The following is a 16,108-nucleotide window of genomic DNA, read 5'->3' as shown; positions in this document are numbered from 1 at the left end:
GTTGACGACGGTCGAAAATCAGGCCAGAAACGACGGTTGAAAACCAGGCCACCCAACCACGATCGGATGGGTGATCTCCATGGAAGATTGGGCCTTGATTCGGCACCTTCATTGCAGCGAGGGGTTGTCGCAGCGTGCCATCGCGAAACAGTTGGGTGTCGCCCGGGACACCGTCGCGAACGCGCTGGCCGGCGACCGGCCGCCGACCTATTCGCGGCCGCCGGTGGAATCGGCGATCAGTGCAGCGGAGCCGAGGATTCGGGCGTTGTTGACGGCGTATCCGACGATGCCGGCGACGGTCATCGCCGAGCGGATCGGCTGGACCGGTTCGATTACGTGGCTGCGTGAGCGGGTCCGGGCCATCCGGCCCGAGTATGCCCCGGCCGATCCGGCAGACCGTCTCGACCATCAGCCCGGCCGGGCAGTGCAGTGCGACCTGTGGTTCCCGCCGGCGAAGGTCCCCCTCGGGGCCGGGCAGGTGGGTTCGCCGCCGGTGCTGGTGATGGTGGCGGCCTTCTCCCGGTTCGTGACCGCGATGATGTTGCCGAGTCGCGTCACGATGGACCTGGTCGCCGGGATGTGGCGGCTGCTGTCCGACCATCTCGGGGCCGTCCCGCACCAGTTGTGGTGGGACAACGAGGCCGGGATCGGGCGCCGCGGCCGCCTGACCGATCCAGTCACCGCATTCGTCGGCACCCTGGCCACGACAATGATCCAACTCAAGCCCTATGACCCGGAATCGAAGGGCATCGTCGAACGTGCCAACCGGTATCTGGAAACATCGTTCCTGCCCGGGCGGACCTTCGCTTCGCCGGCGGACTTCAACCGGCAACTCGCCGAATGGCTGCCGATCGCCAACAACCGTCTCGTCCGCCGGATCGACGGCCGCCCATCGGAACTCGTGGCCGTCGACACCGCCGCGATGCTGACGCTGCCACCGGTCCCACCGCAGGTCACCGCGATCACCGAGTTGCGGCTGCCACGGGACTACTACGTGCGGGTGGCCGGCAACGACTACTCGGTCGATCCGTCCGCGATCGGACACCTCGTCGAGGTCACCGCCGGCCTCGAGGCCGTCACGGTCGCCCGCGGCGGGCAACGACTGGCCACACACGAACGGCTGTGGGCGCGGGGACTGACAGTGACCGACCCGGCACATCTCGAGGCTGCGGCCCGGATGCGGCAGCGGTTCCAGCAATCTCACACCGGCGCGGACGACGTGGACCACCCGGTGCGGGACCTCGGCGATTACGACCGCGCCTTCGATGTCGATTTCACCTGCACTGCAACAGTTTCCGATGCCACTGACGTCGGCGGGGAGGTGGCGTGATGGGTGGCGAGGATCCGATCAAGCAGGTCGAGCACTACGCGCACGCCCTCAAGGCGCCACGGATCCGTGATGCCGCGGCCCGACTCGCCGATCAGGCCCGCGACGGCGGTTGGACCCACGAGGAGTACCTCGCGGCGGTCTTGTCGCGGGMGGTCTCGGCCCGGGAGTCGTCCGGCGCCCAGATTCGCATCCGGTCCGCAGGGTTCCCGACACGGAAATCGTTGGAGGAATTCAACTTCGATCATCAACCCGCGCTCAGCCGAGAAACGGTCGCGCATCTGGGGACCGGGACGTTCCTGGCGAAGGCGCAGAACGTGGTGCTCCTCGGTCCGCCCGGCACCGGGAAGACGCATCTGGCGATCGGCCTGGGCGTCAAGGCGGCCCAGTCGGGGCATCGGGTCGCATTCGCCACCGCCGTCGATTGGGTCGCCCGCCTCAAGACCGCACACTCGGCAGGCCGGCTACCGGCCGAGCTGGTCAATCGAACCTGCCGTTCGCCCGCTGGGGCGACGTGTTCGGCGACCAGGTCGTCGCCGCGGCCATGATCGACCGCATCGTCCACCACGCCGAAGTCCTCACCCTCAAGGGCTCGAGTTACCGACTCAAGGACACCGGAGTCGACACGTTACCATCCGCCCGCGCCGAGAACGCGGCACAATAACTACCACCGGTGGCCTGGTTTTCGACCGCCGCTATCGGCCTACTTTTGGACCGTCGTCAACATGGGGTTCGAAGTCGGTGGCGTGATGTTGTATCAACGACTCCGCCTGATGGCATCCGTACTTTCGCACAGCGACCATCGGTCGTGGCGCGCCGAAGAACGCGCACGCAACAGGCCGGCCGCCGCCGCCCCGATCGAGAGCCTGGCACCCCGAAGCCCGAGAGAGACCCGAATCGACAACCAAGATCGACAGGACGGATACGGGGCGGCGACAGGACAGGCGGGGACACGGTGGCGATGTGGGGAGTGATCGCTGTGGTCGTGGCGTGCTTCGGGATCGACGGGCTCTTACAGCAGCGCGACCATCCAGCGATCCATCGACGAACCAAAATCGCGTACATCGTCAATTGGTGCCTGTGGACCGCTGTCCTGGTGGTCTCGGCAGCCGTCTGGGCAAGCCCCGCGATCGCTGCAGCAGCCCTCACGTCAGCGTCGTGATCTGGATGAACAACCGCTCCTGGACCCGCTCCAGCTACTAGAGCCGATTCGACGAACTGTACTGACCTTCAGACCCACTCAAGATTGATCCCACGCTTCGACCAGAATCCATTCGTCCGAAGGGATGGCGGCGACGCCGGACAGATCTAGCGGAGAGTCGTCCATGAAGCTGGGCTGTACGGAGTCCCGATCCAGCCTGGTAAGTACAACTTCGGCCGGGACCGCGTAGACACTCGGGTATCCGCCGTCGCGGAGCTTCCGGAATGGCGCGGGCTCCCCGTCCGCAGGCGCGAGCCATGACGCGAACCAGGAGGCAAGGGTGACGCCGGCCAGATCCGGGGATTCCCGCAAACTGCCGAACGCCTGGGGCCTGGGTCCAGCCGCGGATCGTCCGGCCCGACGAGAGGCTCGCGCGGTCTGATGACGAAGATCTGCCAACTCATGAACGCCAGTTTGTCATCTGCCGATGACATTGCGGCAGCTCACCCGACGCGATGACCCGCTTCGCTGCCTGCCGCGGCGGTAACCCCCAAATCCACTCATCAGCACCATGTCGCGTTCTCCACTCCCACTGAGCTGGACGCGTCGGCACCCCTTCTCCTACGCCCCTCGCCCGGGCTTCTGCGACTGCCAACGGTCGCGGACAGCGACCTGCTGGGAGGCAAGCTCGCCGGCCCGGCGATCCCAGGCAGGTCCGGGTCTCCGCGCACCGGCATGACCCTCGCAGAACCATCGAAACGCCCAATGCGGGCCAGGCCGTCCTGATAGGTATGTGCGGTGAAGAAGTTGATCATCGCGGCGGCCGGCGCTTCGGTTCTACTCGCGGGATGCACGAGCGGCACCGCCGAGCCTGATCCAGTTCCGACCACAACCATGACTGCGAGCACGCCGCAGTCGCTGCCAACGACGACCACAGCGCTACCTGCAACCGTCCTGGCAGCAGTTCCCGGCAAGGTTCTGCACGTCGGCAGCGAAAGCGAGTGCGCACCTACGAATCCAGCGCCTGGCTTCGGACTCACCCGAGTCGAGATCCGGGACGGTGCAGCTGGCCACCCTGCGGGAGCGAAACTGCTGCGGTGGGAGTTCGACGGGCCCATCCCCGGCGGGGTTGTCGCGTTCACTGCAACCCTGACCGGCGCCGACGGGAAGCCGGTCATGCGTGGAGTGAAGTTCATCGACGGCACGGTCGCCGCGAACTACGTGTTCGCGGGTGCCAAGCAAGACAACATCACGATCCCGCCCGACCTCGACGACGGGTCTCTGGGCGTGTTCATCCCTGCCGCCGTGGGCACTTCGATCGGGCCCGACTTCAACTGGTCCGCCGACCTCGAAGTCGAGGGCAAGTCAGTCGGGGGCTGCCCCAGCAAGTAGGCGTGCCCGCACATCCCGTCCCCCACTCCCCTCGTCCTGGACCGCACCCACCCGGCGGACACGGACAGCCGTCTCCCGGGGAGACGGGGAGACAGACCTCCAGCGTCGGGTCCGTGCATACTCGTGGCGCCGACGGTCACGGTCCTCACGCCCGCGTCGGTGGGCTGCAAGAGCAGCCCCGACGCGTCATCAGCAGAGGGGGTACACGGATGAACCACGACACCGAGCCGCCGGCCGAGTCCGCGCGCCGGTACGCGAAGGTCGCGATGCGGTGGTGCGCCGTCACCGGTGCCGGTGCATCGCTCACCGGCGGCACGCTCGTGGCGGCGCAGGCGACCCGGCTGTTCGCGCCGGTGCGTGAGCCGTTGGTCGTCGCGGCCGGGGTCTCGCTCTTCGTTGGCGGTGTCGCGGTCGCGGGGATCGTCCTCGCCGGCGTGGTGTGGGCTGCCAGTGGGATCTCCGCGGACCCGTTGACCCGCGACCGGATTCGGGTTGTCCAGGCTGCCCAACAGATGTCCAGGGACGAGCTCGAGCGGGCGATCGAGGCGCTCGGTGAGACCGAAGACCGGTTACTGATGGAAGGGCGTCGTGAGCAGGCCCTGCGGGTAGCGGAGGACCGGACGCTGTGCCTGTACGTCCTCGACCGCCGACAGCGCGCGCCTGGTCCGAGCTGATCCCCTACCGTTCGGAGGGTTCCGGAGCAGACTCGTAGTTGGTGACCCCGTCGCATCGGGTCGACACCCGTTGCAGCAGTGTGCCGCTGGTGTAGTCATCGACGAGGAGTTCGACAGAGTGGATCTCCTCGGTGAGCGGGTGATCGAACGTGGCGCGGGCGTTCGTCGCGCAGATCGATTCGGATCCCGCGTCCGGGTACAGGGCAGCGATGACAGCTGCTGGCGTGAATCGGCCGCCGAGTCGGTCGTCGGGGTCCTGTCGACCGCCCCACCATCGCTGAAGAGCCTGTTCTTGGGCACGGTCACATGGCACTTCGACGTCCATGGAGCTCCCCACCTCACGCGATGCCGCCCGAAACCCACAACCTCGCCGCTTGTGACGTCCGTTTGGCGCTGCCGCGGGCGGCCGCCCGTCCGGGAGGTATCGATATCTGATCAGGCGATGGAACTGACGTTACCGATATCAGCGTGGACGGAAAATGATCGCAGCTGCACCGATACTCGCTGCAGTCGCGACTGCGACCACCACTGCGAAAAGCAACGATCCGTACACGCGATACGAGACCAGCCCGGGTATCACCGACAGTGACACGAGTAGTAGCGGCACCCTCAGTCGCCGTAGTCGATTGCGCCGATTCCGCCGGCGATCCTCGCGGTCAGAACGCAACAGGTCAGACATATCTCCCCCTCATCCCCGCTGCGCAGGTTACCGGGCCGACTCTGAAACGAGGAACGCCCCGCCGTGAGGCGGGGCGTCCAAGCCATGAATCGGTGGCTTCACCTTCGGCGAACGCGGACGGGTCTAGTAGGAGCAGCACCGTCGTTGCTACTCGCCTGCACGCGTAGGGGCAGGCGGGTCACCGCACTTGACGGTGACTGTGTGAGGGGTTCTGCTCGCACGGCGTCGCGGCTCGGCGTCATCACGGCGGTGCTGCCAGTCATCGTCGTGGGCGCGACCGGGCCTTTCCATCCGCACCATCCACCGCACGACGCTATCGTCTGGCTCTCAACACGCCCGTCGTCGAACTCGGCTGTGATGTGCATGGCCCGAGTCGGGTAGTCGCACACTGGGCATTTGCCGAAGTAGTTCAGGACGTCGCGTGACTCGGATGCCACGACCTTCGCGGACCCAACCATGACCCGAACCTAGCCCTGTCGAGCCGCCTACGTACAGAGAAACAGGTGGCTTACATGCCATCCTGCGGGAGCTGTTCCCAGGCGGGATGGAGCGCGAGTTCGACACGAAGCCGCCGCCCAGCAACTCAAGGCATTCAGTCCGGACACCGACACGAATGCGATGCGCAAGAACATCGCCCTCGACATCATCGGCGAACTCCGGCGACTCCGGTCCCAGATCGACGAGATCACCAACCGGATCAAGCCCGAACTCGCCGCCAGCGGAACCCAACTACCGAAGATTCCCGGCGTCGGCACGGTGCCCGCGGCTCGGATTCTCGCCCGCACGGCGATCCCACCTGGTTCCCGAGTGAGTCTGCGTTCGCAAACTACACCGGTACAGCGCCGGTGGAGATCGACAGTGCAGACAAGCAACGACATCGACGCTCCCGCAGCGGCGACCGAATGCTCAACTCCGCCATCCACATCGTTGCCGTCGCCCAGGCGCGTACACCCATCAGCGACGGCTACGCCTACCACCAGCGGAAGATGGCGGAGGGCAAAACCTCACGCGAGGCGATGCGCTGCCTGAAACGGCAAGTCGCGAAACGGCTCTGGCGAACGATGAGAGACGACGCTGTGGTTAGCGGTCCTACGATAGATGCAGTGGACGGAGCCAGCGCGTAACTGCCAGCTCCGTCCACCACCAATGCCGCTCCCCGCAGCCGTCTACATCCCCATCGACCGAGCGATCATCGGCCAGGAGTTGCGCAGGTCGTCCTTCCAGTAGCCCCACGAATGGGTACCGGCGGGCTTGAAGTCGAACGTCGCGGGGATCTTCAACTCGGCCAGACGGTTGGCCAGGTTGTGGGTGCAGTAATTGGTGGCCGCCTCGATCACGCCGCCGACGACGACCCGCTCAGCCTGGGCGAGCGGCTTGCCGTCGATACCAGGGCTGTTCAACTGGTCATGCGGGCCGGGCAGCCCCGATCCGGTAGAGACGTAAAGCTCCGTGCCGCGGAGCTTTTCGGCGTTCACGACCGGATCGTTCTGCACCCAGCCAGGTCCATCGAGCGGGCCCCACATGTTGGTGACGTCGACGCCACCGCGCACGCCGGTGACGAGCCGGATGGCGTTCTGGCCAGCCCAGGTGCTGGTCTCGGCGCAGCCGCTGTACGAGCCGACGCTCTTGTAGAAACCGGGCTTGGCGATCGCCAGGTTGAGCACCGAGGTGGCGGTCATCGAGATCGCGGCGACGGACTGCACCTTGTTGGTGCCGAACTCGGCGTCAATGACCGGCGGGAGTTCCTGGGTCAGGAAGGTCTGCCACTTCTGGCGGCCGAGCTTCGAATCGTCCTTCTGCCAGTCGGTGTAGTAGCTGAAGGCACCCTCGAGCGGCGTGACGACGTTGACGTTCTTGTCCCTGAAGAAGTCCATGACGTCGGCATTGCGCTGCCAGGTGGCCGAGTCCTCGCCGCCACCGGCGCCGTTGATCAGGTACAGCGTCGGGCGCGGCTGGCTGGTGTCCGCGGGAAGGATGACCTCGAGCGGGATGTTCCGGTCCATCGCAGCCGAGTACACCGAGATGGTGACCTTGCGATCCGAGTTCTTCGTGGACTTCACCAGGTAGGCGCCGGACGCGTTCGACGCGGCCGTGGCGCCATTGTCGGCGGATGCCATGGCCGGCACCGCGAGCAGCGAGGCCGCGGACACCACCACAGCAGCAGCCAGCACCCGGGCGCGCCCCACCTTGGAATTCCTCATACGAACGTCCTCCCCTTGAAGCTTGAACATGCCGCGCAACACCGAAGGCGCCTACGGCCAGTCGTCAACTCGGCACCGAGCCTCCCCCTGGGCACAGTATTCGGACAGCAGAGTACCGGCTGACGAGCGGTGAATGTCCTGATCCGCGAGACCGACTCGTGATTCACCCGTAGGTTCACTCCGCACCGGCCCCCCCACGCCAAGATCGGGGCCGTGTTCGAACGTCGCACCGCTTGACAGCACACACAGACATCTCAGTTCGCTAAGACGCAAGTTGATCGGTGCTTAGACAACGCGGAAGAGACGAACGGCGTAGAGCGTTTGCCACCAGGGCGATGAATCGCTCGGCTCGATCGCCCTTCGCTCGTCGACGGACCGGGCGGGACCAGGTCATCACTTTGTACGCGAAAGATGGGAGATCAGGTCCGCCAGCGTATGGATCTGCGGATGGCGGGTTGAGTGGGGGCTGACGGGAAGGCGATTGAGCCACAGGGATCGGAGGCCGGCCGCGGCGGCGGCCTCGGTGTCAGTGGCGTAGTCGTCGCCGACGTACAAGGCCCGGGATGGGGCGACTCCCAAGGCGTCACAGGCAGTGCGAAAGATCTTGGGAGACGGCTTCGCCGCACCGACATCGCTCGAGACGACAACCACTGAAAAGAACTGATCCAGGCCGACGGCCTGGAGTTTGTCGTGCTGTTGGGCCGAATCGCCATTCGTAATGACTCCGAGAGATAAGTGCGTGTCGGCACGGAGGTGGCGCAGCGTGGAGAGGGTGTCTGGGTAAGCGCGCCAGGAGCGTTCATAGGTTCGCAGGTAGCCGCCGAACCACATGTCGATCTCTTCGTCGGACTCGATCGGCAGACCGAATTCGCCGGCGAGAGCCCGGACGCGGTGTCGACGCTGCTCCACGAAAGTGAGTTCACCCGCGAGATAGCGGTTCATGGCCTGTTGCTCGAGCGCGAACCAAAAGTCAGTGAGCGACGCGGTGTTCACGCCGGGAATGAGTTCGTGGACTGCTGTGGTGAGGGCACGAACAGCAGCGGCGCGATGGTCGACGAGGGTGCCATCGACGTCGAAGAGGACTGCCTTGATCGAACCCGCCATGCTGTCCCTACTCGCCTGTTGAAGACAGAGTCGATCGTAGAGCGATCCGATGCCATCGACGGAGGACCTCGTGGATTCGGGCCAGCTTCGGCGGCCATCGCAGTAGCCAATGGACCTAGGCTGCGGCGGATATCACGTGCGGAAAAGCTCTGCTTTCGTCGTAGCAGTGTCCATACTTCACACAGGTGTGGAGTTGGCCGAGGAGTTTGCTGAACAGGTGGCGTCGGGCTTTTCGGCTCCAGTCGCCTGCAGCGCGGCGCCTATCGAAGTGTTCTCTGGCGCCGGGTGAGTTCTGGAGCGCGACGAGGGTCCAGAACGATCCGACAGGGGCACACGGGCAAACTCAGTGCCGCCTGAACTGAAGAGGCGGCGTCACCGCGTGCGGCTGGACCACTCCGATCCGGTCCAATACCGATCTCGCCCCGCGCGGTACGGGTCCGGGTACCAGCCCGGACTGGTGGGCAAACGGGGCTTGCTCGGTTGACCAGAATCTGACTTGCCGAACAGCAGCGCGACACCACCCAGAAGGAAGAATGCGGCAACCACGATTCCGATGACGAAACCAGCGTTGATCGACGGGATCCCGATCATCAGCGCGAGGGCGATCGAGCAGAGCCCGTTGGTGGTCGACGAGTACTCCTTCCTCGGCGGTGCAGGCTTCGCCACCTTCGGATCAGTAACCTTCTGCTTATTGATGGATCCGCCGATGACCTTGGTGTCGTAGATCCCGGTTCCAGGGACACGGACGGTTCGTCGGACTTTGCCGTCGGCACCTCGGCTGACGCGAAAGGGGCCGGCCCCGACGCTGACTCCCAGGCCGCGTTTGGAGGCACTGAGTCGGACTGGGCCGAATTTCTTTGACTTTCGGAACTGAACCATCCGACTGTTCCACCTATTCGCAGGCGACGCCGTCGCCGTCGCGGTCCAGCTTGCTGCTGTACCCGGGGTCGCCGCTGTAGAGAGGGGCGGCACCTGCTGCTTTCGCGGCCTTGCAGTTCGGGTAGTAGGCGCTCGCTGCAGGGGCTGGCGGAGGAGTGACCGCTGCCGGCGGGGGAGGTGGCGGCGCCACGAATGGGACTGGCGCTGGCGCCGGATCGGGATCCTTCACTACCGGAGGTGGAGCCGGAACGAACGTGGTGGTCGGATCGACCACAACCGGGGGCGCCAGCACAGTCGACGAAACGGTGGTCGAAGCCGGAGGAGTTATCGTCACGCGACTCGACGACGCAGCGGCCTTACTCGTCGATGTCGCAGCAGATGTGGTTGTGGTGGTGTCCGACGACCCCGAATCATCACCACCACATGCTGTCAACGCGAACACTGCGGCGAACGTGGCCGCACCTACACCGACCCGCCGCATCACTAGACCTGGAACACATTTCACGGAAAACCAACACCTTTCAAGCAATGAGAAGGCGCGCCACCCAACCGTGATGGCTGGGCGACGCGCCTGTCCGGATCACGAACCAAGCAGCCCAGTGTTCAGCGACCCGCGAGCGAGCCGAGCAGTGAACCGGCCAGCGAACCGGCTGAGCCATTGTTCGCGGAACCGAGGAGCGCGCCAGCTAGCGATCCGGTAAGGGATCCGGTATCCAGGGAGCCTGTCAGAATGCTGCTGCCGCCACCACGCCGGCAGCCATGAACGTACGCACTTTCTCGCCCCCACAGTTTCTTGCTGTCACTATCAAACCTGGGGGACCATAGCCCGAATTACAGACAAAACCGGTCGTCCGGCAGGGTGAACTGGCGGGTGAACTGGCGGGTGAACTGGCGGGTTGAGCGCCGGACGTTTCCTCATGTCAGAAGCGTCGGACCGGTCGGTAACTATGCCGGTTCATTTTCAAGATCAACTCTCAGGCATGCGTAGACCCTTCCTCTTGCGCGGCCCCTGCTCCCGTCGGCGACTTGTGTCGGCACCTCACACTGCCCGCGTACCGGATCGCACACCGACACGCCCGTATCGTGCCTGCATGACCAGCGCCAAATGGCAACAACGCACCGAGCTGCCCCTGATCGGTGCGTCGCTGTTGTTCCTCGCCGCCTACGCATGGAATGTCCTCGCCCGGCCCACTGGGACACCAGCACAGATCATCGACGCCGTGATGGCGTTGACATGGGCAATGTTCGCGCTCGACTTCGTGGTCAGACTTGCGCTGGCTCAGCAGCGAGGCCGGTGGATCCTCTACCACCTCCACGAAGTCGCGATGGTTGTGTTGCCCATGCTGCGACCACTCCGACTCCTCCGACTCGTCACCCTCCTCGGCGTATTGCAGCGCTCTGTCGGAACCGCATTGAGAGGCAGAGTCGTCACCTACGCGGGCTGCGCGACAGTACTCCTCATCCTGATCTCTTCGCTCGCGATGCTCGACGCCGAACGAGACGCACCCGAAGCAGCCATCACCACCTTCCCCGATGCGCTGTGGTGGGCTGCCGCCACCATCACCACAGTTGGCTACGGCGACTACGCACCCGTGACCGCCACCGGGCGGCTCATCGCCGCGGCCCTGATGCTCGCGGGGATCGCTCTCCTCGGCGTCGTTACCGCGACCCTCGCATCATGGCTCGTCCAACGCATTAGTGAGGAAGACGAAACCAGCCAAGCCGCAACACGAACCGAGATCGCAGCCCTCACACAGGAGCTGACGCATCTCCGCGCCGAGCTTCGCGCCACACGAGCTATAGACACTGAAACAACAATCAGTACATGACCTTCCGCGCACTGCCTCCAACTCAGTCGTGCGAGGGTCGACCCTACAATCCCGCAGGTCCTACCGTAAGACAGGACAACGCCCCGAGCGCGCCGGTGACACGAGGAGGCACGATGCGCGGTCCGGAGAGGATCGATCCGATCCTGACCAAAGCTGGGTCAGATCTGGGACGCGAACCCGGACCTGCGACTGACCCAGTTCCTTGTCGCGTTGGCGCGTACAGGCGAGACGATGCCTGCCTTCTTCTACACCGAGGACGGCGACATCGAGGCTGCCATCGATGCTGCTCTGGAGGTCGGTCTCGGTGGATAGTGTCAGTCGAGGGCCAACAGGCTGACCGGGGATACCATCTACGAAAGGCTGCCATATGCGGATTGGAGTGGCTGACCGGTCGGCAATCACATTTAAGGAGGGCTCCAGATCACACAGACCTGGATGAGTTCCAGGGTGTAGGTGGCGGCTGGCTGCTGCTGATTCGGTTCTTCAGCTGTGGTGCTTGACGAGGAACTCCGCGACTCGGGGAACGACAAGCTCAGCATGCGTCATCACGCCGCCATACCCAGCCTCGGGGATCACGCAGAGCTCAGCGACTGGAATCAGATCCACTGCCGATTGCGCTTGGGCTGGCCCGAGGAGCGGGTCGAACGCGAAGGCGACGGCCAGGACCGGTGCGATCCCCGAGGAGCCTCGCCGGCATACGCACGAGCCATTTGATCGGAATTCGCAGATTGCCGGCCATTCGTGCGATGGGCGGCAGGAGTGTGGGTGCCGCCTTCCCCGCGAGACCCCAACGTACGTCCGCGGTCAATTCCTTCGACTCCGGTTCCGACCTGGCTGACGTTGTTCCAGGCCAGCAGTTGCTGACGCTCCGAGCGTTCACGGTCGGACCGAGATTGCTGCCAGCGAGCCGGGACTGGCTGTTGTTGTAGAACGCCTGTGCCGGAGCCCAGAGGTAGTTGCCGGTCCCCGACTGCTTGCGGCGGAAGCTCGTCGTCGATCCGATCGCGGCTGTATTAAGGTCAGTCATCTCGATACCCGTCTCGGCGGCTCCTGCGAAGGAACCGACTCCCGAGGACATGTTGATCCACTGGTGGCCATGCCAGATATCCCAGTCACCGGTGCCGGGACGCCAGATGAATCCACCACGAACAGACAGCGGCTGAGGAGAGTGCCAGCAGCAATCGCGCTGGCGTCGACCTCGGACAGCGGCGGTCGCCGAACTCCTGCCGCCCGAATCCCCACATTTACTCTCTACTCAGCACCACCCATGCGGTCGAGACAACTAACCTCACCGCCACGAAACTCGCGGCAGCCAATAAAGAAGCCTCAACGATTGCATTTCCCGCAATGAAAAAGAGGACGACAATCACTGCCACCAGCACCGCAAGAGTGACGAAATGAACAGTCGTTAAACGGTTCCTTTTTTCTAGCATATTTCCTGCAGATTCCTATCGAGTTCTTGAAATGCCCGACGGACCACCCCATGCAATCCCTTCATGTGATGCCGGTTCGGGCTGGATTCGAATATCACTTCGATGCTCCGCCGCCAGCGGATTCGCCCCCGCTATCGAGGTGTGCAGCTAGCACGAGAGGGAGGCTTCCTGATGCGCTGGTCCAACCGGCGATCTCAAGAACGACGAATCCGTCACCATAAGGCGCAGTTTCGATCAATCCATCCCCCAGACGGCTACCCCAATGTGGTGAGGTGTTCTTGAACTGGACGCCTCGTCGCAGGTAGATCGTCAGTGGGTATCTCCCCCGTCCCGCAGCCTCCACATCGCGGATGTCGTTCCATGCAATATGTCCTCGGTATCCACGCCCGAGTGATAGCGCGAGCCCATCGGCGGTCAGCACGATGGAGTATTCGCCCGCGTACCTCCAAGCGGCCGCAAATGACGCGGAGAGTGCCAGCGCGCCGAGACTGAGGAGAGAGATGGAACTGAACCCGAACCCCGTCGGTTCCGCCTTAGCAATGCCGATTCCGATCACAATCAGCGCGCAACCGAGGGAGAACCCTGACATGAAGGCAAGATGCGCGCCGCGCGCTATTGGATTGAGCGAGAACCGGATCGGGGCGTCCTGGACAACCCGATACCGAACGGCATCCAGGTCATCAGACCCGGATTCAGGGCAGAGGGCCGACATCACAATGAGCCCGCATGCCCCAACAAGGCAGAACGGGGCGCTTGCCCACGCAGTTGTGCGTGCAATGACCGACTCCGACTCTGACAGAAGGATCCCGGCAACAAGAATCGAGCCAACTCCGAAAACAACGCCGACAGCCATCAAGGCTCGCGACCGTGCACGCCATGACTGGAACCAGCCTGCGCTCCGTGACTCCGCGCTGCCGCCGAAAGGTCTAGTGGCACTCACCAGCGCATCCTCCTCAGAAAAGCTTGGAAATGACCCACGCTGCACCGTATCCAGCGGCAACCCCTGCCGCGGCGACAAGCACCGGAGCAGCGCCGAGCGCCATGGCTGTGCCTCCCACTGCTGCAGCCACAACTGTGGCACCTACGTTGGTCGTCACAGATTCCGCGATACTGGGCGGTTCCTCGGAGGACAGATCGCTCGCAATCGCCGCCGCTGTCACGAACCAATTTAAGACTGGCACCCCCTTCCCGAGCCCTGCGACACCGTTCACTGCAGATTTCATCACGCCGGGGCGCGGCGAGCCGACGGCGGGTACATCGAGCTTTTGGAGCGGATAGTCGACGATACCTCCGATCACGTTCAATGGGCCGAATTCAGCTTCCCAATTATCATCTCCCCCTTCGCCTTTCTCTTTTGCGCCAAATGGTCGTCGACCGAGTTCGTGGAGCCTGTCGAGCATTGGGTCACCCGATTCTCCAGGGGGAGGCACCGAAAGCTCGTCGGTCGTCACTGCCCGCTCCCACGACTCCGGCGTCACCGCTACACCACCGGTACCGGAATCGTTGCGGGACTCGTCAATGTCGTGGAGCCCTTCAAGCATCGGGTCGCCCGACTCCCCAGGATCGGGCACCGAAAGGTCATCGGTCGTCACTGCCCGCTCCCACGACTCCGGTGTGAACGGCACCGGCTCCGGATTGGCGGCGAGCCGCTGTTGGGCGGCTCGCCTCTCAGCTTCGCGCTCGGGTCGGAGTGGTCCGATAAAGTTGGCGAGCTCTTCGTCTGCCGCCCGCTGCTCAGGGCCGTACTCGGGGTCGGCCAGAATCGGGTACACGCTGCCGGGTTCGGGATCGATGTGCTGGACGAGGGTGTCGCCGTCGATCTCGTACCAGGTGCGCACCGGCCGGCCCGTGGCGTCGTACGCCCACGGGGCTTTGATTCTCCCGTCGACATCGCCATTCGAGTCGAGGACGTCGACCGAACCGTCTGAGTTGCTTCGCATCCGGCCGCCCTCGGGTACCGGTTGCGGGAAACGGTACGTGCGCGGGGCGTCCCCGTCCGCCATCAGGATGAAGGTCTGCTCGCCGCCGAACGGCTTGTGAATCGTCGCGGTCGCGGACTGCCCGGACCACGGCCAGCGGCCACCGGCGCTGGTGCCGCGTCCGAAGCGGGTGGCGCCGGCGACCGCACCCGCCAGCCCGGTCAGAAGCAGCAGAGCGTGCGAGTCTCCGCCGCTGCCCGGTTCCTCAGTGCCGGTCGATTCCTGCGGCACCGACGGCGCCGGTGTGTGTCCCGGTTGTGTGGTGGGTGCCGACGGTGTCGGTGGCGCTGTCTGTTCGGCCGTCGGACCGGGAGTCGGGATGGGTGCGGGACCGTCGGTGGTGGCGGTGGTCGCGGCCGTCGCCGATCCGTTGTCGCCGCGGGTGGTCGGGTTTCCCGCGGGGGGCGGCGGCGTGGGTAGGCCGGGGACGGGGACGATGTCGGTGCCGTTGTAGCGCGGCATCAGCGTCGGCGCGTTCGCCCCGACCTGCAGACCCGGCCCGGCCTGCCCCGTCTGGCCTGACTGCCCCGGCAGCGGCGGTGCGGTCGTGGGAGTCTCGGGGCCCGGGCCGATACACGGGTTAATCGGCTCCGGCGGAATCGGCGCCCCGGGAGGAAGATTCGCGATCAGATCGAGCCAGATCCGATGATCCCGGTCCCGGACCGCCTGACAGTCCTCCTCCGGCGTCGCAACCGCGGCGGGCGGAACAGCCGCACCGATCGCGAGCGCCGCGAATCCTGCCGCAGCCACACCGGCGCCCCAACGGATCACACGTAACCGCCGGCTCACCGGCTCGCCTCCCGCTTCCCGGCGCCCACACCCTTGACGAGGGTGTCCACACCCCACCAGAACAGGCGTCCGGCGATCGACATCACCAGGAAAAACCCGAGATACACCCACACCGGACCGTGCTCGGCCGCCCAGATCGCGACCCGGTCGAGGTTCGCGAACACCAGTATCAGCATCGCAAGACCGGCGGCCAGCGCCAGCGCCGCACGCGCTCTACTGGCGGCCGCGCCACCGGCGGCCGCGTCGCCGGCCGGCGGTGTGGTGGCAGCGGCGTTGTGGTGGCCGGCATCGCGGCTCGGGTCGGTGTGAGTGCGTGTTGTTGTGTGCGTCATCGTCTTTCTTCCCCCGTGATCTTTCTGTGCGGTGCGGCGGCTGGCGCCCAGAGGCGCTGGCGCACATGCTCAACCGTGGCCGCGCCGAGCGATCGACACCGTCGGTGCCGTCGACGGACCGCCGTCGCTCCCCTTAGTACTGCAACGGCACTTGCTTGACAGGTGGTCGATACTTGTTGAGTGGTTGTCGATGTGGTTGCTGCGGAGCTGGATGCGTTGCATGAGAGTGTATCTGGCCGGTTTGCGCGGGCGGAGCCACGCAGTCGGGTGCGTGAGTATGTTGCGGGTTTGGTTGCGGGTCTGGAACGGAAGAACGGGTGGACGCTGGCCGAGCGGGCCGGTGAGGTGG

The 16,108-nt window shown here is 64.9% G+C and carries 15 protein-coding genes and 2 pseudogenes; 8 read left to right on the top strand and 9 right to left on the bottom strand.

All coding sequences use genetic code 11. The features are described 5' to 3' along the window. Nucleotides 1-79 precede the first annotated feature (79 nt). From istA to AB4Z09_RS28370, 4 genes and pseudogenes are all read left to right on the top strand, one after another. Entirely contained in the window at nt 80-1,330 is a 1,251-nt protein-coding gene (istA, locus tag AB4Z09_RS28385; RefSeq protein ID WP_442241308.1) for an IS21 family transposase, read from the top strand. Continuing rightward, nucleotides 1,330-1,991, top strand: a pseudogene (locus AB4Z09_RS28380) (ATP-binding protein). The gene istA and the pseudogene AB4Z09_RS28380 overlap by 1 nt, the downstream one beginning before the upstream one ends. A 1,275-nt stretch (nt 1,992-3,266) precedes the next feature. After that, on the top strand, nt 3,267-3,860 hold the full coding sequence (locus AB4Z09_RS28375) for a hypothetical protein (RefSeq protein WP_442241307.1): 594 nt from the start codon (nt 3,267-3,269) through the stop codon (nt 3,858-3,860). Between the two features lie 209 nt (nt 3,861-4,069). After that, nucleotides 4,070-4,534, top strand: a complete 465-nt coding sequence (locus AB4Z09_RS28370) for a hypothetical protein (protein ID WP_442241306.1) — start codon at nt 4,070-4,072, stop codon at nt 4,532-4,534. 4 nt (nt 4,535-4,538) lie between these two features. On the opposite strand, the gene AB4Z09_RS28365 is transcribed toward AB4Z09_RS28370, so the two are convergent. Then, nucleotides 4,539-4,859 carry a hypothetical protein gene (locus AB4Z09_RS28365; RefSeq protein ID WP_442241305.1) on the bottom strand — a complete coding sequence of 107 codons (321 nt, stop codon included), beginning with the start codon at nt 4,857-4,859 and terminating at the stop codon, nt 4,539-4,541. An 866-nt stretch (nt 4,860-5,725) separates the two neighbouring features. On the opposite strand from AB4Z09_RS28365, the gene AB4Z09_RS28360 reads away from it, so the two are divergent. Then, nucleotides 5,726-6,337, top strand: a complete 612-nt coding sequence (locus tag AB4Z09_RS28360) for a transposase (RefSeq protein WP_442241310.1) — start codon at nt 5,726-5,728, stop codon at nt 6,335-6,337. Nucleotides 6,338-6,379: 42 nt separating this feature from the next. Here the strand turns inward: AB4Z09_RS28360 and AB4Z09_RS28355 are convergent, their stop codons facing one another. From AB4Z09_RS28355 to AB4Z09_RS28335, 5 genes are all read right to left on the bottom strand, one after another. Further along, nucleotides 6,380-7,414, bottom strand: a complete 1,035-nt coding sequence (locus AB4Z09_RS28355) for an alpha/beta hydrolase (protein WP_442241304.1) — start codon at nt 7,412-7,414, stop codon at nt 6,380-6,382. A 393-nt stretch (nt 7,415-7,807) separates the two neighbouring features. After that, the gene (locus tag AB4Z09_RS28350; RefSeq protein WP_442241303.1) at nt 7,808-8,518 is read right to left on the bottom strand and encodes an HAD family hydrolase; all 711 of its coding nucleotides are present in this window, start codon (nt 8,516-8,518) and stop codon (nt 7,808-7,810) included. Between the two features lie 372 nt (nt 8,519-8,890). Further along, nucleotides 8,891-9,397, bottom strand: coding sequence for a DUF4236 domain-containing protein (locus AB4Z09_RS28345; protein ID WP_442241302.1), 507 nt, complete (start codon nt 9,395-9,397; stop codon nt 8,891-8,893). A 13-nt stretch (nt 9,398-9,410) separates the two neighbouring features. Beyond that, nucleotides 9,411-9,878 carry an excalibur calcium-binding domain-containing protein gene (locus AB4Z09_RS28340; protein WP_442241301.1) on the bottom strand — a complete coding sequence of 156 codons (468 nt, stop codon included), beginning with the start codon at nt 9,876-9,878 and terminating at the stop codon, nt 9,411-9,413. A gap of 122 nt (nt 9,879-10,000) precedes the next feature. After that, nucleotides 10,001-10,114 (bottom strand): glycine zipper domain-containing protein, encoded by a 114-nt coding sequence (locus AB4Z09_RS28335; protein WP_442241309.1) that lies wholly within the window; start codon nt 10,112-10,114, stop codon nt 10,001-10,003. 374 nt (nt 10,115-10,488) lie between these two features. Here AB4Z09_RS28335 and AB4Z09_RS28330 point away from each other — a divergent pair, with 374 nt between their 5' ends. Next, entirely contained in the window at nt 10,489-11,226 is a 738-nt protein-coding gene (locus AB4Z09_RS28330) for a potassium channel family protein (protein WP_442241300.1), read from the top strand. A gap of 1,527 nt (nt 11,227-12,753) precedes the next feature. On the opposite strand, the gene AB4Z09_RS28325 is transcribed toward AB4Z09_RS28330, so the two are convergent. Continuing rightward, nucleotides 12,754-13,515, bottom strand: a complete 762-nt coding sequence (locus AB4Z09_RS28325) for a hypothetical protein (protein ID WP_442241299.1) — start codon at nt 13,513-13,515, stop codon at nt 12,754-12,756. Between the two features lie 97 nt (nt 13,516-13,612). After that, entirely contained in the window at nt 13,613-14,869 is a 1,257-nt protein-coding gene (locus AB4Z09_RS28320) for a hypothetical protein (RefSeq protein WP_442241298.1), read from the bottom strand. Between the two features lie 88 nt (nt 14,870-14,957). Here AB4Z09_RS28320 and AB4Z09_RS28315 point away from each other — a divergent pair, with 88 nt between their 5' ends. Further along, a complete protein-coding gene (locus AB4Z09_RS28315; protein WP_442241297.1) occupies nt 14,958-15,092 on the top strand; it encodes a hypothetical protein in 135 nt (44 codons plus the stop codon). A 331-nt stretch (nt 15,093-15,423) separates the two neighbouring features. Here the strand turns inward: AB4Z09_RS28315 and AB4Z09_RS28310 are convergent, their stop codons facing one another. Then, nucleotides 15,424-15,759 (bottom strand): hypothetical protein, encoded by a 336-nt coding sequence (locus AB4Z09_RS28310; RefSeq protein ID WP_442241296.1) that lies wholly within the window; start codon nt 15,757-15,759, stop codon nt 15,424-15,426. 180 nt (nt 15,760-15,939) lie between these two features. On the opposite strand from AB4Z09_RS28310, the pseudogene AB4Z09_RS28305 reads away from it, so the two are divergent. Then, nucleotides 15,940-16,108: pseudogene (locus AB4Z09_RS28305) on the top strand (IS701 family transposase); the annotation flags it as partial.

The sequence above is a fragment of the Rhodococcus sp. TAF43 genome (assembly GCF_052113525.1).
GTDB lineage: Bacteria > Actinomycetota > Actinomycetes > Mycobacteriales > Mycobacteriaceae > Prescottella.
This window is presented reverse-complemented; position numbering and strand designations above follow the sequence as displayed.